Here is a 26,377-nt window from a genome sequence, read left to right on the forward strand (position 1 = left end):
AATTCGTTTATAATGTATTAGCTATACAAAATTTAATTCGATCAACATTTTTATAAACATATAAAATACAATTTTCTTACATAAAAAATATGCACTCAATGGATATGTAAGCCATCTAAGTGCATATTTTTAATATATATTATTATATTGCATTAATTAAGCAAAAAACTTAAGTAGTATACCTGCAACTACGGCAGACCCTATAACTCCTGCTATGTTTGGTCCCATTGCATGCATAAGTAAGAAGTTTGAAGGATTTTCTTCTTGTCCAACTTTTTGTACAACTCTCGCTGCCATAGGAACTGCAGAAACTCCTGCTGCACCTATCATTGGATTTATTTTCCCCTTAGTTAATTTACACATTAATTTCCCAAATAATACTCCAGATGCTGTACCTACAGAGAATGCTGCAAGTCCCATTGCTATTATACCTAATGTTTGTGATGATAATAAAGTTTCAGCATTAGCAGTCGCCCCAACTGTTAACCCTAAGAATATAGTAACTATATACATTAATGAATTTTGTGCAGTTTCTACTAACTTTGGCACTGCTCCTGATTCCTTTAATAAGTTACCAAACATAAGCATACCTACAAGAGGAGCTGATGTTGGTAATAATCCTATAACTATTATCATAGCTACCACAGGGAATACTATTTTTTCAGTTTTTGAAACTGGTCTTAATTGTTCCATTTTAATATTACGTTCTTCTTTAGTTGTTAATGCTTTTATTATTGGCGGTTGTATAACCGGAACTAAAGCCATATATGAATATGCAGCTAATGCTATTGTTCCTAATAAATGTGGCGCTAATTGTCCCGTTAACTGTATAGCTGTCGGTCCATCTGCTCCCCCTATTATACCTATAGATGCTGCTTCTGGCCCGCTAAAACCTAATAATATTGCTCCTAAAAATGCAAAGAATATTCCAAACTGTGCAGCTGCACCTAATAACATTGTCTTTGGATTTGCTATCATTGGTCCAAAGTCTGTACCTGCACCTATACATAAAAATATAATTGGTGGATATATACCAAGCTTAACACCTTGATATAAATAGTAGAACAGTCCTCCACTTTCTGAATCTGTTGCTGCTTGCATTAAGTTTACTCCTGGCATATTAGCAAGTAACATACCCACTGATATTGGTATTAATAAATATGGCTCGTATCCTTTTTTTATAGCTAAGTATAAGAATATACAAGCTATTGCTATTACTATAGCACTCTTTGGTGTCAGCATCGCAAATCCTGACTCTGCAAAGAAGCTAGTTATCATTTCTCCCATGTTAAATTCCTCCTTCAGACTGGTACTATGCTATTACTAATAAGCTATCGCCAAGATTTACATTTTGCCCTTTGTCAACGCTTACTGATGTTACTGTTCCATCTACAGGAGCAACTATTTCATTTTCCATTTTCATAGCTTCAAGTACTGCTACCACTTGACCTTTCTTAACTGCATCTCCATTTTTTACTAATACATTTACTATTGTTCCTGGCATTGGAGCAGTTACACTTTCTCCATTTCCACTAGCAACTGGCTTTTGCTTAGGTGCAGATGGCTGTACAGTTTGCTTTGGAGTCGTTCCAGCCTTAACTTCCTCTATTTCAACTTCGTATACTTTTCCATTTAATGTTATATGATATGTTTTTGCGCTCATTTTTTATCCCTTTCTTTTTCCTTATTTAAGCAATTGGTCTAATTTTTATTTAACTCTTTTTATACTTTTTATATGAAGATTTGGATTTACTTTTCCATTTCCAGCCATTATAGATGCTGTTAATGCAACTACTATTCTTTCTTCTTCATCATCTTCCACTACTGTTTGTGCTACTTCTTTCTTAACATCAACTTTAGGCTTTTCTTTGAATATATTCTTAAAAGAACCTAATATAACTGAAATTACTAGTAACGTTAAGAATACTATTGTCATACTCGATACCGTTATTGATAAGGCATCTACCATTGTTAATTGATTTCCCATAATATTATCACCTATTCTCTACATAGTTACTGTTATATACTGAATACTATTTTCATTAGTATCAGTTTCTTCTTTAACGTTCTTATTATATTTTTGTTCTAAGAATTTTAAAGCTACTTGTGGGAATAATGCATACGCTAGTACGTCTTCATCGCTCTTAGCTAATTCTCCGGCCTCTTTTTTCATAGCTTCAAATTCTGGTTCTAATAAATCTGCTGGTCTAACTGTTATTATTTCTTCATCACCAATAATCTTTCTTTGAATTTCAGGGTCTATCTTTGCTGGTGCTTTTCCGTACTGCCCCCTTACATAATCCTTTATTTCTTTAGGAACTAATTTATATCTCTCTCCTGTTAAAACATTAAATAATGCTTGAGTACCTACCATTTGACTCATAGGAGTAACAAGTGGTGGATATCCTAAATCTTTTCTTACTCTTGGAACTTCATTTAATACATCTTCATATTTATCAGCTGCACCTTGTTGTTGCATCTGAGATAATAAATTCGATAACATTCCCCCTGGAACCTGATATTTTAACGTTTGTGGATCTGTTAATAATACCTTTGGATTTAATATTCCTTCGCTCATATACTTATCTCTTATCGGCTTAAAGTACTCTGCAACTTTTAAAAGTGCATCCATATCTAATCCTGGATTTCTATCCATTTCAGCAAAAGTTACTGCTAATGATTCTGTTGGAGGTTGAGATGTTCCTCCACTAAATGGAGATATAGCTGTATCTATTATATCTACCCCCGCTTCAACAGCTTTCATATATATCATGTCAGCTATTCCACTTGTACAGTGAGTGTGAAGTTCTATTGGTAATTTAGTAACGTTTTTCATACGCTTAACTAAATCATAAGCATTGTATGGTGTTAAAACTCCTGCCATATCTTTAATACAAATTGAATCTGCTCCCATACTTTCCATTGTCTTAACTAAATCTAAGTAGTACTCTGTAGTATGTATTGGACTTGTTGTGTAAGATATTGCACATTGGCAATGTCCGTTATATTTTTTTATAGCTTTCATTGATGCTTCTATATTTCTTACATCATTTAGTGCATCAAATACTCTTATTATATCTATACCATTTTTTATAGATAACTCTATGAATCTGTCAACTGTATCATCAGCATAGTTTCTGTATCCAAGTAAATTTTGACCTCTTAAAAGCATTTGTAACTTTGTATTTTTTACATGCTTTCTTATAAGTCTTAATCTTTCCCAAGGGTCTTCATTTAAAAAACGTATGCATGAATCAAATGTAGCTCCTCCCCAAACTTCCATAGAATGGTATCCTACCTTATCCATCGTTTCTAAGATTGGTATGATTTCATCTGTTTTTAACCTAGTCGCTATTAAGGATTGATGTCCATCTCTTAGAGCAGTTTCAGTTATTTTTAGCTTACTCACCTAAATATCACTCTCCTGTAAAACTTATTTAAACAAAAATTTGCTATTTTAATAAATTTACTAAAATGTTTTCTTCATTTATAAAAAGCAATCTTTTTTGTTATTTGCATTTAATTTTCTCTACAAATTTATTATATAACTTAACATTTTGTATACCAAGTCTTTTTAGTGTTCTTTAAGTGTTTTATGTGTTTTTTTGTATCATATTGTATACTTTTTTAATATTTTGTATACTATTTTCGTGAAAAATATTGGTTTTTTTGTCGTTTTAAGTTAAAATATATTTAATAATAAGTATTTGAAAGGAATATAATATATGTATAATTGGATGGATGAATTTGTAAATAATACAGACTTATCTCAAAATAAACCTATTAGAGAGGTTGTGTATGAAAGCTTAAGAAGTACATTAATTAGTGGAAAAGTTCCTATAGGTGAAAGAATTGTAGAAAAAGAATATGCTCAACGATTAAATATAAGTAGAACTCCAGTTAGAGAAGCTCTAAAACAATTAGAACTTGAAGATCTTGTAGAATATATACCAAGAATTGGAGTTGTTGCAAAACAAATTACAAAAGATGATGTTATTGAAATATATAGAATTAGAGAATCCCTTGAACTATTAGTTATTTTTGAGGCTATGGAAAACATTTACCCCCATGAAGTAGAAGAAATTTCTGCTCTTTTAGATCTTACTGAAAACTTAAATCAAGAGGGTAAAATAGATGAAGTTATTGACTTATTTAGAGAATTTAACTCTCTTATATATAAATCTTCTAAAATGAGAAGATTGCCTATTATGATTTCTAATTTAAATAGCTATTTGCAAAGATTTAGAAACATATCTATACTAGATGATGAAAGAAGAGAAAAGGCTCTAATTGAACATAGACAAATATTAAATTCTATTGTCTCTAAAGATAAAACTTTAGCTGAAGAAATTATAAAATCTCATCTAAATATTTCTTTAAATGTTGTGTTAAAAGAAATAGATTAAAGTATTCTTTGCTACATATAATATGAAATTTTTTTACTTAATAATTATAAATTATATATAAAAAGTGTGTACCTGAGGTACACACTTTTTATATATTCATATATTTATGTTTTATATCCATCAGAAATATGCTTATAGCCAACAAATCTGCACATCCACCTGGGCTTATATTTTCTTTAATATACTCTTTTTCCATTTTTTCAATTTGTTTTTTACCACAGATAGTATTAACTCCACCTATTTTTAATAACTCTTTTGCATCAGATTGTACTTTTCTTAAAGTGTTTATATCATGTCTATAAACAATTGTACTATCCTCAACTAAAGACATAAGAGAAATTAGCATTTGAATATATAGCTCATTTTCTATTAAATCACTATTTTCATACTTACTTACTATTTCGTCAAAAACTATTGCTAGGCCATCTTTTATTTGACCTCTTATACCTGTAAATCCATGCTCTATATATAATTTTTCTCCATGAGTTAACTTATCTTTTAAATGTAAATTTTTAAAATCATCTAATATATCTTGTGTCATATCCTTTATTATATCTTGTATATTATAAAACCCTTTGTTATCGTAAATTGATTTCATAGTAGCACTTATACAAGTACCCATTAAAAATATCATTCCTTTATGAGTATTTACGTTATTTGTAGCTTCAAACATTTTTTCTTCACATATAACACCTATATTTCTTATTACATTAAATATACATTGTGGCTTATTATAAGTATAAGAAACTTTAGCCATTTCTTTTAAATACGGTGCTATTGCCATAGAACTATTTAAAAATGTGTAATAGTTCATATCTTTATGAGATCCATTACTTATTGGAGATACTAATCCAAATGATGGGAAAGTAGATACTTCACTTATCATAGCTTTAAGTGCAATTTGAGATATATCGTATGATATATGGTCTATCTTCTTCTCTTCTTCTTTGTATTTTATATATACATCTTCAAAATATTTTTTAATTTCATCAATAGTATGCGTTTGTGATCTTGAACATATTTTTGCATCTAATTCACATATAAAACATTTTCTAGGTGATTTATTTAAATCTGAACGTGATATACCTACTGCTTTATTATCTTTATAAGAATACACATCTATATCTACACAACGCCCTAAAATATGTCTTTCTTCTATATTTATCATAAGTTTTTTTACACTTACAACGTCTGTGTTAAATAAAATATGACATACTAAGCCTTCTTTATTTTTATATCTATCATTATAAATTATATCACTTTTATGATAAGTCATTATATCATTATATATAATGTTTACTATATCATCTGTAATATAATTTGATTTTTCAATTCCAGGGTAATTAATTCTTATTGTTACTAAAGTTTTAGTCTTATTATTTTCTATTAATTCTTCTTGGTGAAACACTCTTTTTTCTCTATCCATTAGAAATTCTTGTATTAAATCCATATTCATAATTGACTTAGTAAAAATTCGCTTCGCTCATATCGCCGACACAGTCACTCAAAATTCGCTTTGCTTAAAGCTTATTTATTACTATTTCACCTTCCTCACTAAGTAAAAAGTCCATTGTACTTTTAGGTACTAACTTTTCTACATCTTTTATATTATTTTCTTTTAATAAACTTCTCACTCTTGATGCACTTATAGCATCTTCTAATATTTCTTTTCTTTCTAAAATTTCAACTTCTACATTGTATTTAGGTAATACCTCTTTCATAGTACTATTATATATATTAGTTACCTCACAGTGTGGCTCACTACCAACGTATCTTTTAGTAATATTAAACTTAGGTGCAAAATATTTTCCAAATATATTACAATCTAACTTCGTATATTCTTTAAGACTATTATCATTTTTCTTTAAAAAATAATTTGGAAATGTTGCAGATGATATTATATATTGTCCTCCTGGTACTACTAGTACATTTTTTAAGTCTTTAATACCTTCTTTAATCAATCTATATCTCACATTAAATGGAAATATTGACTTATCTTCTTCTACAACAAAAATTATTACATTTTTATTTTCTTTACTAGCTCTTTCTATTAAATATCTATGTCCTAAAGTAAATGGGTTACAGTTCATTACTATAGATGCATAACTTTCATTTTCATTTATTTTATATTCTGACTTTAAATTATCTAAGCTTTTATTTATATTCTTATTTCCACTTTCAAGTAAACTTACTTTATCAGTTGTAAATATATTTTTATATCCTAACATTTCAAAGATATTTTGACTTTCTGGCTTTGTAAATATAAAGCTATGATATTTATTTTCTAAAAATAATTTTTCTGTAACTTTTGATATTAAATTATTCGAAAGACCTAGACCTTGATAATTTTCATCCACTGCAAAACATTTAAGTATATTTCCTTTTTTAGAACAGGTAGCAATAATTTCACCTTGATCTTTTATTACTACGCTATAATCCACATCTTCATATTTTAAGTCAAATTTTTCTAAAAAATCTCTAACTTCATTTATTTCATATTTTGATTTTAAACTTACACTCTCTACATTATAATACATATTTAATCACCTTCTTAAACACCAAAGAAATTATTAGCGAATGTAAATACTATTATACCTAAAAAAATTATAATGGCCATTAATATCCCATCCGGCAAACTTGCTATTACATATTTTTTCTTAGTGTATTCTTCTGCTTCTTTAAATAAACCTTCTTCTCTTGCTTCCTTTAAAAGTTCTTTATTAGTTTTTTTATTTTTTTTACTCATACTAACACCTCATTTTACTAATTTAGTGATTAAATAAAAATCCTTATACAAAATATTATCATAAAAAGGTATTGCATAACTACAATACCTTTTTAATAATATATAATACAGTTTGAATATTCTAATATTTTATAATAAATTTTTCTTATCTGAATATTCCAAACACTACACTCGCTATTATAAGCATTAATCCTCCACCTAAACGAGAAGATATTTGTGCAAATGATATTAGTTCCATTCTCTTTGCAGCTCCAAGAACTGCTAAGTCTCCTGAACCACCTCTATTTGCCATACAAAGCCCTGCTGTTATTGCAGTTTCTATTGGATAGAATCCAACTAACCAACCAACAAGTCCTGAACCTAATATAGCACCAGTTACTATAAATGCCGCTATAACAACGTTTGCAAGTGTTAATGCTGCTATTAATTCTCCTAAATCAGTTAATGCTATACCAACACCAACCATTATTACTAATAAGAATTGCTTAGCAAAGAATCCTTGTAATTTTTTAGAGCCTTCTCTTAATTCAGCTGGTATTAAACCTAACACGTTAGCTGCTGCAACTAATAAAACCATCCATGCAAATCTATGTATGTCTATTTTTAATACTGATCCAAATAGTGTAAATTCGGGTATTTGAACTGCTTTAGATAATATATTTCCTAATACGTAGAATGTACAAGATAATATTAATCCTACTGCCATATCTCTAGCTGTTACTTTTATTTCTTGAGTATCTTCTAATTTTGATAAATCTTCAGCATTTCTTATTAATTCACCATTTCCGTTGAATTTAGAACCAATTTTAGTTGTTCCTAATTTATTAAGTACTCCTGCTGCTATTATAGCTATTATATTAGCTATTGTAAGTATTGATAATCCAAATGATAGCCATTGTGCTGGGTCCTTTCCTGTAGCATTTGCATAAATATCTGCCATTGGTATTGCACCTGCTCCAGTTCCTCCACCCATTATAGGTAATACATATCTAGTTGCTATATCTGCTGGTGAAACTCCAAATATCATACCAGCCGCTATTCCTAAACCTATTGCTCCTGCTACCCCTGCAAGTATTGCTGGTAAGTATCCTGCAAAAGCTTTTAATAATAATTTTCTGTTAACTGATAATATTGAACCTGTTATAAGTACTGCTATAAATAAATCTAAGAAGTCAGTTGTATCCATAAATATTTTTACAGTTTCAACTGCTGCATCAGGTATTAATCCTTTATAAACTAAAAATGCTGATCCTAAGAATGCAAGTATTGAACCTCCACCTATATAAGTATTCCATACAGGTATTCTATCTCCTATGTATCCAAATGTTATACCTAGTGTATAAAGTAGCGCAAATGCTCCTATTGTATTGCTTGGTAAATAATTATTCATTGTTGCTATAAATACTATTCCTGCTACTGCTGCAAATATGTACCAAGGCATTCCAAAGAATTTCAATGTTTCCTTTTTAACTGTGTTATTAGCATTGATCACTGCCATCGTTTTCTCCTCCGATATTATCTTCTATTATAATATAATTTCTATATCACACCATGGATTTTTTAATATCCATGGTGTTAATATTTTAAATATTTTTTATTAAACATTTACTAGGATTTATTTTACTTTTTTTATAACATCTATTATGCTTCCATCTCTGTACTCAACTACAGCTACTACATCATCACTAAACTCTATTTCTTTTGGTGTTCCAACTAATCTTGTAGCTATTTCTCTTAATTTTTCCATAGTTATAAGTTGGATTCCAGCTTCTTTAAACTTAGCCATTAAATCTTGTCTTCTTGGATTAACTACTACACCATAATCTGTTACAACTACATCAACTGTACTTCCTGGAGTAACAACAGTAGTAACTTTATCTATTATTGTAGATAATCTACCTCTTGTAAGAGGCGCTACAAGTATTGATACTTTAGCCATTGCAGATGTATCGCTGTGCCCACCAGATGCAGCTCTTATAACTCCATCAGAACCAGCTATAACGTTAACATTAAAATCTGTATCTATTTCAAGAGCACTTAGTATAACAAAATCTAACTTGTCTACTGCTGCTGATTTATTTCCTATAGATGCATAGAAATCTGCACTTACTTCAACATGCTTTTCATTTTTACCTACAGACTGAGCTGCAGTTAAATCGAAACTTTGAGTATCAAATAATGTATCAACTAGTCCTTCTTCTAATAAGTCGACCATAGGACCTGTTATTCCACCTAAAGCATAACTTAATTTTATATTTCTTTTTATAAGTTCTTCTTTAACAAATCTAGTAACAGCAAGTGATGCTCCACCAGAACCTGTTTGCATAGAGAATCCATCAACGAATAACCCTGAAGCTTTCATTACATCTAAAACTCTCTTCGCCATTAATAATTCTTTAGGGTTGTTTGTAAATCTAGTAGCACCAGACATTATTCCTTTAGAATCACCTACTTCATCAACTACTGCTACATAGTCAACTTGAGTTTGAGGTATACTTTGTGGGAAGTTCGGATAAGGAACTATAGTATCAGTTACTACAACTGTCTTTTTAGCATGAGCCGCATCTACCTTTGCATAACCCATAGATCCACATATAGAGTTTCCTACAACACCGTTTGCATTACCCATACAGTCAGCTGAAGAAGCTGCTAAAAATGCAACATCTATTTTAACATCACCTGAAGTTATAGCTCTAGCTCTTCCACCATGAGAACGTATAACTGCTGGATGTTCTCCTAATATACCTTCAGAAACTGCTTTAGCTAAATTTCCTCTAAGACCACTAGTTTCTATTCTGTTTACAACTCCATTTTCAATGTGAGTAACTAAACCATCATGAGCACTAGTTAATGAACTTGCTGCTACTCTTAGATTTTTAATTCCCATTTCTGCTAATATATCAACAACCATCATTAAAAGCTTATCACCAGCTCTAAAGTGATGGTGGAAAGATATTGTCATTCCATCTTTTATTTCACATTTTTCTATAGCATCTCTTAAAGATCCAACTATTTTATCTCTTCTTACATGCTCTTTTAAGTTTTCACTATCAGACTTAACTATTTTATCTGATGGTTGGCTAGAGAAAGGAGCAACATAAGCTGATCTATTTTCATAACCTTTTATGCTATTTAACAATTCATTACTAACTCTTTTAGTCTCCATTATTAATTGTCACCTCCAACTAAAACCCCTGCAGCTTTTGCAAGTTCTAGAACTCTCTGAGCTCTTTCTATGATTGGCTTATCAACCATTTTTCCATCTACTGTAAACACACCTAAGTTTTGCTCTAAAGCTTCTCTAGTTGCATCCACTATTTTTTGAGCTTTAGCTATTTCTTTTTCACTTGGTGTAAATACATCATGTATAAGCTCGACTTGTCTTGGGTGAATTAATGATTTACCACCAAATCCCATTCTCTTTATAAGATTAGCTTCTTTTAGGAAACCTTCATCATTGTTTATATCAGAATAAACTGTATCTAACACTTCAAGTCCACAAGCTCTAGCTGCCATTGCCACCATTCCTCTAGCAACATATAGTTCGTCTCCTTCTGGTGTTCTTGTAGTTTTCATACTTGTTACAAAATCTTCTCCACTTATAGCCATACCTATTAATCTTTTTGTAGGTGACTTAGCTATATTAAATGAATTCATAACTCCAAGTGCAGTTTCTATTGCTACCATTATTTTAGTAGAACCAACTTCCCTTTTACACTCTTTTTCTACTCTTTCTATTTCAGCATCAACAGCCATAACATCTTCAACTGATTCAGTCATTGGTATTCTTACTACCTCTACTCCACCAGTTACTACAGCTTCTATGTCATCTTTCCAAAATTCTGTAGCAAGTCCATTTATACGAACTACAGTTTCTATGTTTAATTCTTTATAATAATCGCTTAATTTTTTTAACATATTATGTACTAAAAATCTTGCAGAGTCTTTCTCTGTTATTGCTATTGCATCTTCTAAGTCAAACATTACTGAGTCTGGCTTGTATATATGAACATCTCTTATTATTCCTGGATTATTACCTGGAACAAATAACATTGAACGTCTTAGTTTCATTAGTTCTCTCCTTATATCCATTTATATTCACTACATTGTGCTGAACGATAGACAGCAGTTTGAACCCTACTTTGTATAACTGGATCTATTGCTCCCTTATCATTTGCAAATACTTTCGCGTCTGTAACATTAAGTGCTTTTAATGTTTCTGCGATAACGTTTTCAATTTGTTCGCCAAACTGAGCCATCACAGTACTTTCTAGCTCTATAGATATTCCATTATCACTTGGCTCTAATATGATTTGAATATCACTTGATTCTAATGTCCCAGCACTAGCAACTACCTTTAATTCCATAGCTAGTATTCCTCCTGTAATTTTATTAAGTATACATGCGTATACCTGTATACAATTATGTTTTATTGTATACCATTTTTCTGATTTAATTATATAAGATGTATTTTTTTTATTCAATATAATTTTAACGATATATAAAATTCAACTTACAAAAACGTTGATTTTTCAACATTCTTTTCAATGTTCTTTTGGTGTTTTTCTAATAATTTCTATTTTATTATCTAAGGCATAGCTTTATTTTTTACCATTAAAATAAAGCTAGATCTGCTTTTTAATTAAGCAGTACCTAGCTTTTTTATAATTTACTTATAATTTTAAAATATAAAATCACTGTCTTCTAATTCTTCATAAATTCCTTTTTGATATCCATTACCTTTAGTTGAGAAAAAGTCATGAGTTTTTGTCTCTGTACTTAATCCATTTAAAACTATTGGATTAATAGGTTTTACTTCATAATATTTAGGAAAATCTAGATTTTCAAGTGCTTGATTCGCATTATATTTTAAAAAGTTTATTACTTCATCAGAAAGATTTGTTCCCTTGTATATTAATCTTGTATAATTTTCTTCATTTTCCATAAGTTCACGAAGTATTTTATACATTTTATTAGTTACTTCTTCTTGTTCATAAACTTCTAATGAATTATATATTTCTTGTGCAAGTAATCCTATATACTTTCCATGTAACGATTCATCTCTTAGTATTAAAGATATAATCTCTCCACTAGCTACCATCTTTCCTTGACCTGCTAGATATAGAGGGTAAAAAAATCCACTATAGAATAAGAAACTTTCTAAAAATACGCTTGTAACCATTGATAAATATAAACTTTTTTTATCAGTTGTATTTTCATATTGTCTTAAAACTATTTCTGCTTTATTTTGTAAGGTAGGTTCAGTTTCTATCCACTCAAATAATTCATCTATTTCAGCATTTGAAAGTAATGTTGTAAATATAGAAGAATAGCTCTTCGCATGAATTTCTTCCATTGTTCCCATAAATGAAAGTACTGCTTTTCTTTGTAAGTCTTCTGTTAAGCTCATCATTGATGGTATTCCATTATTTCCTTGTTTTGTATCTAATAATGTTAATCCACCTAATACTTTTTTATATAAATTCTTTTCATCAATATTTAAGTTTGACCATGACTTTAAATCTTTAGATATTGGTACTTCTTCTGGAAGCCAAAATTGCTTAACATTTTGTTCCCAAAATAATTGTGTAAAATCATCATCTTCTCTGTTCCAATTAACCGCCTTATGTATAAATGTCATATTTACCACCCTTTCTATACAGAACATGCCACGCATTCATCAACAGATTCTCTTAACATTTTCGTTCTTGTGTAATAAAGACTTTTTAATCCTTTTTTATAAGCATATATATAATATCTTGCAATATCTCTTGTAGTTTTATCATCTGTTACAAATAGCGTAGTTGAAATTCCTTGATCTACATGATTTTGCACAACTGATACCATATCTATTACCTTAAACATATCCATTCTATATGCAGATTGATAATATAGTAGATTTTCATTAGTTAAAAAAGGCATTGGATATATTGTTGTAGAATCTCCATAAGTTCTAACCTCTATTTGTTCTGTTATTGGCATTATACTTGAAGTTGCATTTTGAACATAACTAATACTTTGAGTTGGGGCTATTGCCATTAAGTATGCATTGTATATCCCTTTTTCCTTAACTTCCTCTAATAACCTTTCCCAGTCTTTATTGCTTGGTATATAAATACCTTCAAATAATTTTTTCACTTTATCAGTTTTAGGTAAATAGCTTTCTATATAATATTTTTTAAGAACTTCACTTTCTTTACCTTTTGCATATTCAGATTTTTCAAAGCCTTTAAATGTTTCTCCTTTTTCAATAGCTAACTGCATCGACGTTTTTATAGCATAGTATCTAATCATTGCAAAGAAAGTATTTGAAAAGTCTAACGCTTCACTTGATGTATATAATATATCTTCATTCATTAAATATCCGTGTAAATTCATGGCTCCAAGACCTACTGCATGTGACGCATTATTCCCATTTTTTACTGTTGGGACTTCATCTATACTTGTTTTGTCCGAAACTACTGTAAGTGCTCTTATTGCCGTATCTACTACATTTTCTATATCTCTATTTTTCATTACATTATAAATATTTAAAGAACCCAAATTACAACTTATATCTTGTCCCCAATTATTTTCACCTTTATACCCAACTATATCTGATGGAGTTTGATATTGGAAAATTTCACAGCATAAATTAGACATTTTAATTTTTCCTAAATCTTTTAGAACATGTTCTTTATTTGCGCTATCAACAAACATTACATAGGGATATCCGCTTTCTTGTTGGGTTTGAGCAATTCTTGTTAATATTTTTCTTGGGTTTATTTCCTTTTTTCTAATGTCTTTATCATTAGCTAATTTTTCATACCACTCGTCCATATTAATATCATCAATGTTAACTCCGTATTTTTTAAATACAGTATGAGGATAGAATGCATATGCTACTTCATTTTTTTGTGCTAATTCCATAAATTTATCTGGGATAATAGCTCCAATTGATAATGTTGCAAGCCTTATTTTTTCATCAGCATTAATCTTTTTAGTATCCATTAAAAGCTCAAAATCTGGGTGTAATACATTTAAATATACTGCTCCTGCACCTTGTCTTGCTCCCATTTGATTAAAATAGCTAAATGATTGTTCTAACATTTTAGCTACACCAACTACTCCACCACTTGCTCCTTCAATTCCTTTTATACTTTCTCCACTCGCTCTAAGTCTACTTAAATTTAGAGCAACTCCACCTCCAATTTTAGATAAGTGATTTGCAGAAGCTACCGCATAAGATATACCTTCACAACTATCTTCAATAGAAAGTAAGAAACAACTCACCATTTCTCCTGCTCTTGCTCTTCCTGCATTTAAAAATGTTGGCGTTGCAGGCTGAAATTCTTGTTTAATTAATTTATCTGAAATTTTTCTAGCAAAATCAACATCTCCATCAGCTAATGCTAATGAACATATTAATACCTTATCTTCATAACTCTCTAAAATTTCTTCTCCATTATTATCCTTTAAAGCATAGTTTTCAAAAAACTTGCTTGAGCTCATATAAGATTTAAATTCAAATTCTTGAGATTTAATATTTTTATAAAGTTCTTTTATAAATGATATATCGTATTTTTCTATAACATCTTTTGAGTAATAATTATTTCTAACTAGATAATCTATTTTTTCTTCAATATTGTTAAAGTGCTTCATTCTGCTTTCTATTGATTCATTAATATATACATTAAGAGCTTCTTTATCTTTTTCTAATTGAAACTTACCATTATCATCTCTTATGATAACTTGGTTATTTAATTCTATCCACTTCATATTTATCATTCCTTTTACCGTTTTTTATGATTTTTATGAGATATTATTCTCTTAACCATTGCAATTACTGGCTTATTTACTATTTTAAGCAAATTAATCATTATATACTATATGTAGTACTCGCTTGTTTATTTTAAACTATATATAGTATTTACTTCAATATTTTTTGGAAATATTTTTCCTTAAAATTTTCGTATATTACGTTTAATTTATATATAAATGGGTAGTTAAAATAAATATCAGATAAATTTAAATTTTTTAAAGGTTTATTTTAAATTAAGTCTAATATATATATAAAGTAAATATTTTTCTTCTTATGTCTTTAAGGAACACTAGTTAGTGTTCTTTTGTTTTATTTTTGTACTTATTAATATATTTATTTTTACTAAAACATTAGACTTTAGTATAAAAAATAAGAGCACCTTAAGGCGCTCTTATTTTTTGTCTATGTTAAATATTTTTTAATATAATCATAATCTATATCTCTCATATTAGAGATTATCATATCTGATAAACTTAAATCTTGTTTACCTGAATCTTTGTTAAAAAATCCTATGCATTTCATATTAGCAGACTTTGCTGCAAGTACTCCATTTTTAGAATCTTCTATTACAATACATTCTTCACTATTTACACCTAATTCATTTGCAGCTTTTAAGAATATATCTGGAGATGGCTTTGATTTTTCAACACTTTCTCCAGTAATTAATTTATCAAAGTATTTATATATACCAGTACTTTTAGTTACATCTAATATATCACATATTGGAGATGATGAAGCTAATCCTACTTTTATATTATTTTGCTTTAAATTCTCTAATAAACTTTCTACATTATCTATTAATTCATATCCATCTCTTTTTATAATAACATCTTTTAATATCATCATATTCTCTATTAATTCATTTGTATCTATATTTATAGAATACTTTTGTTTTAGTAGTTCCCATGTACACTCATTAGTCATTCCTATATATTTTTCATATTCTTTATAATCTATATCATGACCATTTTCATTTAATATTTCTTTTGTAACTTTATAGTAAACTGGCTCTGTATTAACTAATACTCCATCCATATCAAAAATAACGGCTTTTAACATATCTATGCCCCCTTTAATATTTAACTTCCAATTACTCCATATGTTATAACCTATATAATATAAATATATTCATCTTAAAATTTAAAGTGTGGTTTAACATTTTTATATTTTAAGTGAAATAAAAAAGTATAGAATAAATATCTATTAGATATTTTCATCTATACTTTATAATACTACATTATCTACTAAATCCCTTTATTCTATGTAGCTTATTGATAGAATTTCTCACTACATTATAACATTGATATTTTATACTATTTTACTAAATCAAATATTAAAGTAACTATAAATAAATCACCTATTATTTCAATATCTAAGCTTCCATATTGAAGTTCTACAAATCCCTTAGCTATTGATAATCCTAAGCCTGATCCTTCCGTATTTCTTGATAAATCACCTCTTGTAAATCTTTCTGTTATTTCTTTTGGATTAAAATTAAGAGGATAGTTAGATATATTTTTCATAGTTATATTTACTTTATTATCTTTTGTAATCATGTCTATATATACTCTAGTACCTTCTAATGAATATTTTAAAATATTTGATATAAGATTTTCAAACACTCTCCAAAGCTTTCTTCCATCGGCCATTATATAAACTTCTTTATCTGGTGTATTTATAATAAAGTCTAATTTAGTTTTTTCTATTTCTTCTTCCATTTCTACTATACTTTGTGTCAGTAATTGATTTATATCAGTTTTTTCTAAATTAACTTCTATATCATTACTACTAACTTTTGATGCTTCAAATAAGTCATCTATTAATACTTTAAGCTTTTGCGTTCTATTATCAAGTACCTTTACGTAATCTTTTACATGTTCTGGTTTTATATCTTCTTTTTTCATTAAACTTATGTAGTTTATTATAGCTGTAAGTGGTGTTTTTAAGTCGTGGCTTACATTTGTTATAAGCTCTGTTTTCATTCTTTCACTTTTTAATCTTTCTTCTACAGATTCATTTATAACTTCACCTAAACTATTTATATCTTCTACTAATTCTTTGAACATATCATTTTCATTTACTTCTATTTTATGATTAAAGTTACCACTCTTAAATTCACTTAATGAAGTTTGTATGTCTGTGATTCCTTTCATTTTTTTAATTATTATTGAAGCTAGTAATATATTTCCTAATACAATACCTATAAACATGATTATTATATATTTGTTATACTCTAGCATATACGAAATAAAATATGGTATGCCATACTTTAACGTATACGTAATAAAATCTGATATACCACTAATACTATTCGTTCCATACATAGTATAAAGTATAATAAATAATACTATAATCTGTGTTAATGTAAACAGTATTGCAAATTTTGTTATTACTATTTTATTTTGTGAAATACGTTCTTTTTTATATAACATTTTAAACGCTTTACTTTTATTAACTAAATCCTCTATATTTTTTATAGCTATTACTGTATATATAAAATAGTATATATCTAAAAGCAAAATTGTATTAAATAATATATAAAAACCATGGTATTTAAACATATTTAATAATATTAATGATATAACCCCTATTATAAATAAGCCCTCTAAGTTAAATATTTTACTACTTTTTGATTTAAAATATAATTTATGCTGTTCTATGTAATCTTCATTATTTTTATAATTCTTTTTGATCTTAATCATATTATTTATATAAAGCAGAAAACTACTTAATAAAACTACTGCTGCAATTATTCTAGAGCCTAGAAAAATCATCGCTTCTCTATTACTTCTTATATTGTCTTCATATAATAATTTAACTCTATCCCCATTTTTATCATAATCACTTTCTTTTATTTTCTCAATACTTGGTATTGCTATATATGTAGTTACATCTTCTTTTTTCGCGTCTACTATGTTTCCATAATTATTTGTAATATAATTTTCTTTCTTTCCGTTTTTTATTTTTTTTAAAGTCTTATCTTTAAAATTAAGCTCTAAAATATAAGGAAAATCTTTTGTTACTTTATTAAACTCTTCTATACTATTAATACCATTATTAGAATAAGTCTTTTTACTATCATTATTTACTACATATACTTGTGCACTTTTAAATTCTTCAATCATAGTACTTGATTTATTTCTATATGCCAACATATTTTCACTTGCATTATTTCCAACTACTGTATATACAGAACTTTCCCCTATTTCATATATTGCTCCTTCTAATTGGTAGCTTCTATAAAAATCTTTATTATTACTATACCAATACATATAATTAGATATTAAATCTACTCTAAAAATAATTACTGATATACAAAAACACATAATGGCTACTAATATTTCTTTATTTATTTTAAATTTTATATCCAACACCCCACACCACCTTTATATATTTTGGATCTTTTGTGTTTATCTCAGTTTTTTCTCTTATCCTTCTTATATGTACTGCAACTATCCTGTCACAATTGTATCCTAGCTCTTCCCAAACATTTTCATATACCTGCCTTGAAGAAAATACCCTTCCTTGATTTCTAAGTAATAGTTCTAGTATCTTATACTCAATAGGAGTAAGTTTTACTAATTCTCCATCTACAGTTACCTCTTTACTAATATTATTTAATTCCAGTTCTTTATATCTTAAAATATCACTACTTTCCTCAGTATAATTTCCTAAACTTGTGTATCTTCTTAAATTAGACTTTACCCTTGCAACTAATTCAAGTGGATTAAATGGCTTTGTTACATAATCATCTGCTCCCATATTAAGACCTATAATCTTATCTGTGTCTTGTGTCTTTGCAGATACAAGTATTATTGGTATATTTTTTTCTTCCCTTATTTTTAATGTTGTGCTTAATCCATCTAGCTTTGGCATCATTATATCCATAAGTATTAAATGAATATTTTTATCCATTAATACCTCTAAAGCTTCTATTCCATCATAAGCTTTATAAACATTTAATCCTTCATTTTTTAAATGTATCTCCATAGAATTAACTATATCCCTATCATCATCAACTAATAATATATTCCCTCTAAACATATTTCATCACCTCACCTCACATTATAACATTTATATATATTTTTGAATAAATTAGCTAATCTATCTATTATTATGAGATATAATTTTTAATATTTAGTTCCTAAATTATTAAGATTTTATTAAGATTTTTTAAAATAAAAAAGAGCTGAAAAAATCAGCTCTCTTTTCTATTTCTATTCTCCAGCTATTGATAAACCTTTAACTATTACAGAAGGTGAACCAACATTACTCATAGGGAATATTAAATCACTACCTACTTCAGCTATATTTTTAAGTAACTCAAAGTAATTTCCTGCTACAGTTATTTGTTCAACAGGGAATGATTTTTTGCCATTTTTTATATAAAATCCTTTAGCTGCTAATGAAAAATCTCCACTTACAGCATTTGCTCCAGAATGTAGACCTGCTAAATCAGTTATCATTAAACCTTCATTTATTTCTTTCATTAAATCATCTAAAGACTTCTCACCTTTTTGTAAGTATAAATTACTTTCAGATACATCAACAGATGATGCGTATGAAGATTTAAATCCATTACCTGTAGTCTTTACTCCTGCCTTATTTGCAGTTTTTAAATTGTGAAGTAATGTAATTAACTTTCCATTTGAAACTAATTCTTTAGTAAAAGTGGCTACCCCTTCATCATCAAAAGGAGCTGATGCTAATCCATCATCTAATAGTGGATCATCAACTATAGTAACTATTTTTGATGCTACCATTTCCCCTTCTTTATCTTTTAAAAGTGATAACCCCTTTTGAGCTGCATCTGCGCTAAAAGTCCCTGCAAAAGTCTCAAGAAGCTGAACCATAGCTTCATTATATATTATAGTCTTATAGCTTCCAGATTTTATACTCTTTCCTCCCAACTTAGATAAAGCTTCATCAACACCTTGCTTAGCGATCTTTTTAGGAACTACTTCATCTAAAGAGTTGGCTACTACGTATCCTACTCCATCATTTTTTCCATTTTTATCTTCAACTATAGCTACTACATAGGATGTAAGTATATTTCCTTTATTCGTAAGTTCTAATCCTTTAGTATTGTATATTCCATAGTTTGATGAAGAGTATGATATTTTACAACCATTTAAATTTACAACTTTTTCTGAACACTTTTTAGTTTCTTTTTCTAAATCAAGAACCAATTCTATCATTTTAGCCGGGTCTATATTTTCAAGTTCTTTTGAATATGTTTTAACATTACTATACTCTTTATCTCCTTCATATATAAACTGAACATCATTATTTTCAATTAAATTAGCACTACTCTTAGCATTATTTATTAGCATATTTATGGCATCTTCATCTAATATTTCGGTATATGAATATCCCATTTTCCCCTCTATTTTTCCCCTAAATGATAACCCAAATGATTTAGATAAATTGTACTTTTCAACTTCTCCTTCATAAACACTTATGCTTATGCTTTCACCATCGCTATAATAGATTTCACACTCTTTAAATCCTTCTTCAATTGCTTTTTTAAATAATAAATCTTTAAATTCTATAAAGTTCATATTAGTCCTCCTTTCTTCCACCAACTGTTATTTCTCTTACTCTTATCATAGGCTGACCTACATTTGTTGGTATAGTTCCAGATGATGACCCACACATACCTTGAGCTTGAGCTAAATTATTTCCAACCATATCTATATCCATAAGTACGTCGCTACCTTTACCTATTAAGCTAGCTCCTCTTACTGGTTCTACTATCTCACCATTTTTAACTAGGTAACCTTCAGATACCGCAAAGTTAAACTCTCCTGTTACTGGGTTTACAGAACCGCCTCCCATTTTCTTTGCATATAATCCATTATCTATTGATTTTATTATATCTTCTGGCTTATCTTCACCTTTTGCAATATATGTGTTTGTCATTCTTGAAGTTGGAGCAAACTTGTAACTTTGTCTACGAGAACTTCCAGTTGACTCCATTTTCATTCTTCTTCCATTTAATTTATCTATCATGTATGATTTTAATATACCATTTTCTATTAGTACATTTCTTTTAGTTGGAGTTCCTTCATCATCTATATTTGCTGAACCCCAATGATTCTTAAGCGTTCCATCATCTATTGCAGTTACTTTACTTGATGCAATTTGCTGACCTAGCTTATCTGCAAATACAGAGTTCCCTTTAGCAACAGCTGTAGCTTCAAGAGAGTGACCACAAGCTTCATGGAATATTACTCCTCCAAATCCATTGTCTATTGCTACTGTCATTTTACCAGCAGGACAATTTCTAGCATTTAGCATAGTATATGCTACTCTTGATGCTTCTTTTCCATAATACTCTGGGTCTATATCTTCAAATATCTCAAATCCTTTACATCCTCCAGGACCTTCAAATCCAGTTTGATTTTCACTTCCCTTTGATGCTACAGAACTTATACCAAGTCTTGTTCTTATTCTTCTATCTTCAACGTATAATCCCTCAGTGTTTGCTATTAAAACTTTTTGATCTTTATCTGTGTAACTTATACTTACTTGTGATATATCTGTGCTATATTCTTTTGCATTTTTATATGCAGATTTCATTACATTTATTTTATTTTGATAGTCTACGCTACTTGGGTATAGTTTTATAGGGTTTATATCTGTTAAAATTTTATTATTATTTAGTACTACCATTTTTTCTTCAGATAAGCTACCTAACGCTAGTGCTGCTTTATATGCAGTATCAAGCATACCACTTAATGAATTATCATTTGTGTATGCATAAACACTCTTAAATCCTTTAAATATTCTTATTCCAATACCATAGTTTCTCCCACCTAGAGCATTTTCTATTTTATTATCTATTAATCCTATTGAGTTAGTGATTGTATCTTCTTCAAATATTTCTGCAAAATCTCCACCTGTAATTAAGCACTTTTCCAGTACTTGTGTAGCAATTTCTCGTAAAATCATAACTTTCCTCCAATCTATATTTAGATCTTTATTTCATTTTAGTATTAATTATATCTTTTATTTCTATAATTATCCAATAAAATTTATATGTAATCATAATATATTTATTTAGCATATGTATTAGACTTAGCTGAGATAAATTATAAAACTATATCATCTAAAATTAGTATACATTCTTATATGGATTTCCAACATTAAATATATTTAATATATTTGAGATATCAGATATAAAATTATCTGCTTTTATTGATACACTAACTACTATAAAGATCAGAGCTATTATAGAGACTAATGTACTTATTTTTATTATTAAATTTCTTTTTTCAATATTTTCTTGTTGTTTTTTCGCTTTATTTATTTTATCTAATTCTCTTTTTCTCTTTACTCTTTGCAAACTACGATTCATTTTATTACCACCTTCTAAGTTTTATTATAATAATTAATATCATTTTATCCTTAAGTTAAGCTTAACTTTGTATTATTTTCATAAAAAAAAGACCATATTAAAAATTTTAATATAGCTTTTTATTAGGAGAACTGTGTGATTTATCTAAATTTTTTACTTTTATTTCTCTTTCATAGGTTTATTATACATATTGTATGTTAATCTACTATTTACTATCTTTTTAATTTATATGTTTTGCCAGTTATAATTATTAAATTGTTTCAAATAATATTAATAGCTTCTTTTTTAGTTAGCACTTTTTTAGTTGATCTTAATATTTAAAAAGGAGTCGTAAAATACGACTCCCTCTTTTATATTTACTTAGATACTTTTTTTAATTCTTCTATAAACCTTAGTACTGACTCTTTAGTTGTTGCCCATGAAGTTACTAGTCTTATAGCTGTACTATCTTCATCAACTTTAGCCCATATACTAAATGCATAATTATTTTTTAGAGATTCTATTACATCATTATTAAATATAGGGAATACTTGATTAGACGGAGAATCTACTAAATATTTATATCCTAATTCATTTATTCCATCTCTTAAAATATTAGCCATTTCGTTTTCATGTCTTCCTATTTCAAAGAATAAATCTTCTTTAAATAGTTCTAAAAATTGTATTCCTAATAATCTTCCTTTAGCAAGCATAGCTCCTTTTTGCTTTAAGTAATATCTAAAATCTTCTTTAAGAGATTCTTTACATATCACTATAGCTTCTCCAAATAATGCTCCATTTTTAGTCCCACCTATGTAAAAAGCATCTGTTAAATTACTTATATCAGATAATGTCAAATCGTTTTCTCTACAGCATAAGGCAGAACCAAGTCTTGCTCCATCCATATATAAAATTAAATTGTTCTCTCTACAAACTTTATTTAATTCTTCTAATTCACTTTTAGTATATATAGTTCCTATTTCTGTCGAGTTTGATATATAAACAAGTTTTGGCTTTACAACATGCTCATTAGTGTGCTTAGAAAGTGCATATAATACATCTTCTTTTCTTAACTTCCCATCCTCCACATCAACTGTTATAATTTTATGACCAGTAGCTTCTATTGCACCTGTTTCATTTGCAAATATATGTCCTGTATTTGCAGATATTGCTGCTTCGTGTGGTCTTAAAAATGCCGATATAGCTGTTAAATTAGTTTGAGTTCCTCCAGGTATAAAATGAATATCTACATTTTCATTTTGTAATTTTTCTTTTATAGCTGTTACTGCTTTTTCACAATATGTATCTAAACCATACCCTTCACTTTGTTCTAGATTTGTTTTAACTAAAGCTTCAAGAATTTGAGGATGCGCTCCTTCACTGTAATCACTTTTGAAACTATACATACCTTTTCCCCCTCTTTTGTATAAATTAAATATAATTTTATATTAACATTATTTAGAATTAGTATCTATATCATATACAATTATTTTTTAATTAGTTTCTAATATAGTGAATCATTACAGCTCCGTTATAAACTTTAGATTCTTTTAATTTAAGCTTTAATTCTTTACTTCCTTCTTTAAATAAAGGTATACCTTCACCTAAAATAGTCGGTATAACTGTTATGATATATTCATCTATTAAGTTTACTTCTGTTAGATGTCTTATTAACTCAGCTCCACCTACTACCCAAATATCCTTTCCTTCTTTTTTCTTTAAATCTTTTACAAAATCACATATATCCTCTTTTATAAATTTAACATATTTATTATCTTTAGTATCCTTACTTGTAAACACAAAACTATCTATACCCTCATATGGCCAAACACCTACACTTAGTTCATTTACAACTTGGTCATAAGTAGTTCTTCCAAGTATAACAGTATCTATATTTTTATAGAACTCATTATATCCAAAATCACTATCTGGTTCACTTCCATCGCCACAAAGCCAATCAATATCTCCATTTTTTCTTGCTATATATCCATCTAGGCTCATTGCTATATATAAAATTACTTTCCTCTCTCTTTTCATAATTTTGTATCCTTTCTTTTTTTATCCATTTTAATTATAATATTTATTAACTTACTTACAAAATATATTATACAAAACAATTGTTGACACCTTATGTCATATTTGAAAGGAAAATTTATGAAAGCTGATAGACTTATATCTATACTTATGTTACTTCAAATGCACAGACAACTAACCGCTAATGAATTATCTAATCGTTTAGAAGTTTCTGTAAGAACTATTTATAGAGATATTGATTCACTAAGTAGCCTTGGCATACCTATAAGTAGCGATAGAGGGGCAAATGGAGGAATAAAACTTTTAGGAGATTATAAAACTTCATTAACTGGCATAAGTACAAATGAAATATTTTCTTTGTTTGTTCCTACTGGAGATAAAATTTTAGATGATTTAGGTATTGAGAAGCTGAAAAGTTCTACATTAATTAAACTTTTAGGAAGTTCATCTCATAGTCAAATACAAGAAATAGAGAATATTAAAAATTATATTTATATAGATATGAATACATGGAATAAAACAAATAATGTAAGCAAAGATATTCTTAATACATTACAAAATGCCATTTGGAAATTTAGAACTTTAAATATTTTATATAGAAAAATAGACGAAACTAAAGAAGTAATATTAAACCCTCTAGGCCTTGTATGTAAAAGAGGAACATGGTATTTAGTTGGATTAAATAATGGAATTATCAAAACATACAAAGTAACGTCTATAGAATCTGCATTTTTAATGAAAGATAATTTTATAAGACCAACTGATTTTAATTTAGAAGATTATTGGAAAAATTCAACTAGTAAATTTAAAAGTTCAATCCCTAAACATACTTTTAAATTTAAAGTAAATTCCTGTATCTTAAATCATATAAAGGAAAGAATGTTTATAAATATAAGTAAAACAATTATTGAAAATGATGATATTTATATTGATATAAAATTTGATTCTTTATTCCAAGGGATAGAATTTGCTTTTGGTTATGGTAAAGATATTAAAATAATTGAACCTGAATGTGCTATTGATGAACTTAAGAAAAAAGCATTAGAGGTTATTAGTTTATATAAATAAAGCTAGGAATCTTCCTAGCTTTATTTATATAAAAGTATAATCATCAGTTTTTTATTATATATAATTGTTTTATGTACTATCTTATTTTTTTAATATATATAATACATCCTAAGATACATACCACAGTACCTATTTTTATATATTTAAAAATATTTTTACTTTTCTTCTTTGAAACTTCTTTTTTTACTTCTTTTTGCTCTTTCTTTCCTTCTGACATTATAGTATCTATTTCTTCTTTTGTATATCCTTGTTCTTCTAACTCTCTAGCTATATCTTGTTCTGTCACTCTATCTCTATTATTAAACACTTTGTCTAATGCATAATAATAAAACCATGCATTATTTGTTGAGAAAAAGTTATTTTTGCTGTAATTCTTATAATAGCTTGGCTTGTACGTTGAGCTATTATTTGTTGATGTGTTCTCTTTCTTATTTTTATCTATATTTTTAGGCTTAACTGTAAAATTTGCACTATCTGCTTTAAGTGAAGATTTGTTAGAGTCTGCATCTACTTTTTTTGTATTACCAGCAACTGTAGTTGCTCCTGCCATAGAGCCTACCTTTAGAGCTGTCGTTGCTTTACTTTTACTTTTATCATTTTCTTTTTTTGATTTATTTTCTGAATCAACGCTTTTCTTATCTTTTAAATCAGATTTACTCTTACTAAAATCTCCTGATTTTACTTTATCAGTTTTTTTAGTACTAGAGTTAGAAATTGATGAATCGTTACCTGTATTTTTTTTGGTTGAATCATTAGATGATTCTTTCGAAGTAGACGAATTTAATTTATCTTTAGTTGACTTAGTTTCAAGTGAAGAATTTGATTTACTACTTGAGCTACTTCTCTTATAAGATGAACTTATACTACTTTTTGATGCTCTAGATGATGAACTCCTACCTCTTTTTGCTTCTACCACTGTTGGCATTACCAATAATATACAAAGAATTATCGATAAAACTTTGCTGACTGTTTTTTTATTCATT

24 protein-coding genes are annotated in these 26,377 nt (G+C 28.2%); 2 read left to right on the forward strand and 22 right to left on the reverse strand.

Annotated elements, in window-relative coordinates; translation table 11 throughout:
* Positions 1-156: 156 nt before the first annotated feature.
* From JNUCC81_RS11685 to JNUCC81_RS11700, 4 genes are read right to left on the reverse strand one after another with little or no spacing between them, the layout of a single operon-like run.
* Positions 157-1,287: a sodium ion-translocating decarboxylase subunit beta gene (locus JNUCC81_RS11685; protein ID WP_208334427.1), complete on the reverse strand. Its 1,131-nt coding sequence runs from the start codon at positions 1,285-1,287 to the stop codon at positions 157-159.
* 25 nt (positions 1,288-1,312) lie between these two features.
* Positions 1,313-1,663, reverse strand: coding sequence for a biotin/lipoyl-containing protein (locus JNUCC81_RS11690; protein WP_454093633.1), 351 nt, complete (start codon positions 1,661-1,663; stop codon positions 1,313-1,315).
* Positions 1,664-1,708: 45 nt separating this feature from the next.
* A complete protein-coding gene (locus JNUCC81_RS11695) occupies positions 1,709-1,987 on the reverse strand; it encodes an OadG family protein (RefSeq protein ID WP_454093634.1) in 279 nt (92 codons plus the stop codon).
* 18 nt (positions 1,988-2,005) lie between these two features.
* Complete coding sequence (locus tag JNUCC81_RS11700) at positions 2,006-3,409, reverse strand: oxaloacetate decarboxylase subunit alpha (RefSeq protein ID WP_454093635.1); 1,404 nt, start codon at positions 3,407-3,409, stop codon at positions 2,006-2,008.
* Positions 3,410-3,725: 316 nt separating this feature from the next.
* On the opposite strand from JNUCC81_RS11700, the gene JNUCC81_RS11705 reads away from it, so the two are divergent.
* The gene (locus tag JNUCC81_RS11705; RefSeq protein ID WP_454093636.1) at positions 3,726-4,406 is read left to right on the forward strand and encodes a GntR family transcriptional regulator; all 681 of its coding nucleotides are present in this window, start codon (positions 3,726-3,728) and stop codon (positions 4,404-4,406) included.
* An 88-nt stretch (positions 4,407-4,494) separates the two neighbouring features.
* On the opposite strand, the gene citG is transcribed toward JNUCC81_RS11705, so the two are convergent.
* The 17 genes from citG to JNUCC81_RS11790 all read right to left on the reverse strand — a co-directional run bounded on the left by citG (position 4,495) and on the right by JNUCC81_RS11790 (position 24,329).
* On the reverse strand, positions 4,495-5,856 hold the full coding sequence (gene citG / locus JNUCC81_RS11710) for a triphosphoribosyl-dephospho-CoA synthase CitG (protein WP_454093637.1): 1,362 nt from the start codon (positions 5,854-5,856) through the stop codon (positions 4,495-4,497).
* A gap of 70 nt (positions 5,857-5,926) precedes the next feature.
* Entirely contained in the window at positions 5,927-6,943 is a 1,017-nt protein-coding gene (gene citC, locus JNUCC81_RS11715; protein ID WP_454093638.1) for a [citrate (pro-3S)-lyase] ligase, read from the reverse strand.
* A 14-nt stretch (positions 6,944-6,957) separates the two neighbouring features.
* Entirely contained in the window at positions 6,958-7,152 is a 195-nt protein-coding gene (locus JNUCC81_RS11720) for a hypothetical protein (protein ID WP_454093639.1), read from the reverse strand.
* Between the two features lie 145 nt (positions 7,153-7,297).
* Complete coding sequence (gene citS / locus JNUCC81_RS11725) at positions 7,298-8,650, reverse strand: citrate/sodium symporter CitS (RefSeq protein WP_454093640.1); 1,353 nt, start codon at positions 8,648-8,650, stop codon at positions 7,298-7,300.
* Positions 8,651-8,767: 117 nt separating this feature from the next.
* Positions 8,768-10,318 carry a citrate lyase subunit alpha gene (gene citF, locus JNUCC81_RS11730; protein WP_454093641.1) on the reverse strand — a complete coding sequence of 517 codons (1,551 nt, stop codon included), beginning with the start codon at positions 10,316-10,318 and terminating at the stop codon, positions 8,768-8,770.
* A 2-nt stretch (positions 10,319-10,320) separates the two neighbouring features.
* Positions 10,321-11,223 carry an aldolase/citrate lyase family protein gene (locus JNUCC81_RS11735; RefSeq protein WP_454093642.1) on the reverse strand — a complete coding sequence of 301 codons (903 nt, stop codon included), beginning with the start codon at positions 11,221-11,223 and terminating at the stop codon, positions 10,321-10,323.
* Positions 11,224-11,234: 11 nt separating this feature from the next.
* Positions 11,235-11,519, reverse strand: a complete 285-nt coding sequence (citD, locus tag JNUCC81_RS11740) for a citrate lyase acyl carrier protein (protein WP_042274784.1) — start codon at positions 11,517-11,519, stop codon at positions 11,235-11,237.
* 314 nt (positions 11,520-11,833) lie between these two features.
* Positions 11,834-12,793 carry a class 1b ribonucleoside-diphosphate reductase subunit beta gene (nrdF, locus tag JNUCC81_RS11745; protein WP_454093643.1) on the reverse strand — a complete coding sequence of 320 codons (960 nt, stop codon included), beginning with the start codon at positions 12,791-12,793 and terminating at the stop codon, positions 11,834-11,836.
* 14 nt (positions 12,794-12,807) lie between these two features.
* Positions 12,808-14,910: a class 1b ribonucleoside-diphosphate reductase subunit alpha gene (gene nrdE / locus JNUCC81_RS11750; protein WP_454093644.1), complete on the reverse strand. Its 2,103-nt coding sequence runs from the start codon at positions 14,908-14,910 to the stop codon at positions 12,808-12,810.
* Positions 14,911-15,355: 445 nt separating this feature from the next.
* Positions 15,356-16,012: an HAD family hydrolase gene (locus tag JNUCC81_RS11755; RefSeq protein ID WP_454093645.1), complete on the reverse strand. Its 657-nt coding sequence runs from the start codon at positions 16,010-16,012 to the stop codon at positions 15,356-15,358.
* Positions 16,013-16,266: 254 nt separating this feature from the next.
* Positions 16,267-18,327, reverse strand: a complete 2,061-nt coding sequence (locus tag JNUCC81_RS11760; RefSeq protein WP_454093646.1) for a histidine kinase dimerization/phospho-acceptor domain-containing protein — start codon at positions 18,325-18,327, stop codon at positions 16,267-16,269.
* Complete coding sequence (locus JNUCC81_RS11765; protein ID WP_454093647.1) at positions 18,308-18,997, reverse strand: response regulator transcription factor; 690 nt, start codon at positions 18,995-18,997, stop codon at positions 18,308-18,310. The genes JNUCC81_RS11760 and JNUCC81_RS11765 overlap by 20 nt, the downstream gene beginning before the upstream one ends.
* 173 nt (positions 18,998-19,170) lie before the next feature.
* Positions 19,171-20,514: a TldD/PmbA family protein gene (locus tag JNUCC81_RS11770; protein ID WP_454093648.1), complete on the reverse strand. Its 1,344-nt coding sequence runs from the start codon at positions 20,512-20,514 to the stop codon at positions 19,171-19,173.
* A 1-nt stretch (position 20,515) separates the two neighbouring features.
* On the reverse strand, positions 20,516-21,907 hold the full coding sequence (locus JNUCC81_RS11775) for a TldD/PmbA family protein (RefSeq protein ID WP_454093649.1): 1,392 nt from the start codon (positions 21,905-21,907) through the stop codon (positions 20,516-20,518).
* 163 nt (positions 21,908-22,070) lie between these two features.
* Positions 22,071-22,313, reverse strand: a complete 243-nt coding sequence (locus JNUCC81_RS11780; RefSeq protein WP_454093650.1) for a hypothetical protein — start codon at positions 22,311-22,313, stop codon at positions 22,071-22,073.
* Positions 22,314-22,669: 356 nt separating this feature from the next.
* Entirely contained in the window at positions 22,670-23,698 is a 1,029-nt protein-coding gene (locus tag JNUCC81_RS11785) for a threonine aldolase family protein (RefSeq protein ID WP_454093651.1), read from the reverse strand.
* 91 nt (positions 23,699-23,789) lie between these two features.
* On the reverse strand, positions 23,790-24,329 hold the full coding sequence (locus JNUCC81_RS11790; RefSeq protein ID WP_454093652.1) for a dihydrofolate reductase family protein: 540 nt from the start codon (positions 24,327-24,329) through the stop codon (positions 23,790-23,792).
* A 93-nt stretch (positions 24,330-24,422) separates the two neighbouring features.
* Between JNUCC81_RS11790 and JNUCC81_RS11795 the strand changes: the two genes are divergently transcribed.
* The gene (locus tag JNUCC81_RS11795; protein WP_454093653.1) at positions 24,423-25,394 is read left to right on the forward strand and encodes a helix-turn-helix transcriptional regulator; all 972 of its coding nucleotides are present in this window, start codon (positions 24,423-24,425) and stop codon (positions 25,392-25,394) included.
* A 76-nt stretch (positions 25,395-25,470) separates the two neighbouring features.
* Here the strand turns inward: JNUCC81_RS11795 and JNUCC81_RS11800 are convergent, their stop codons facing one another.
* Entirely contained in the window at positions 25,471-26,376 is a 906-nt protein-coding gene (locus JNUCC81_RS11800) for a hypothetical protein (RefSeq protein WP_454093654.1), read from the reverse strand.
* Position 26,377 lies beyond the last annotated feature (1 nt).

The sequence above is a fragment of the Faecalimicrobium sp. JNUCC 81 genome, assembly GCF_053667625.1.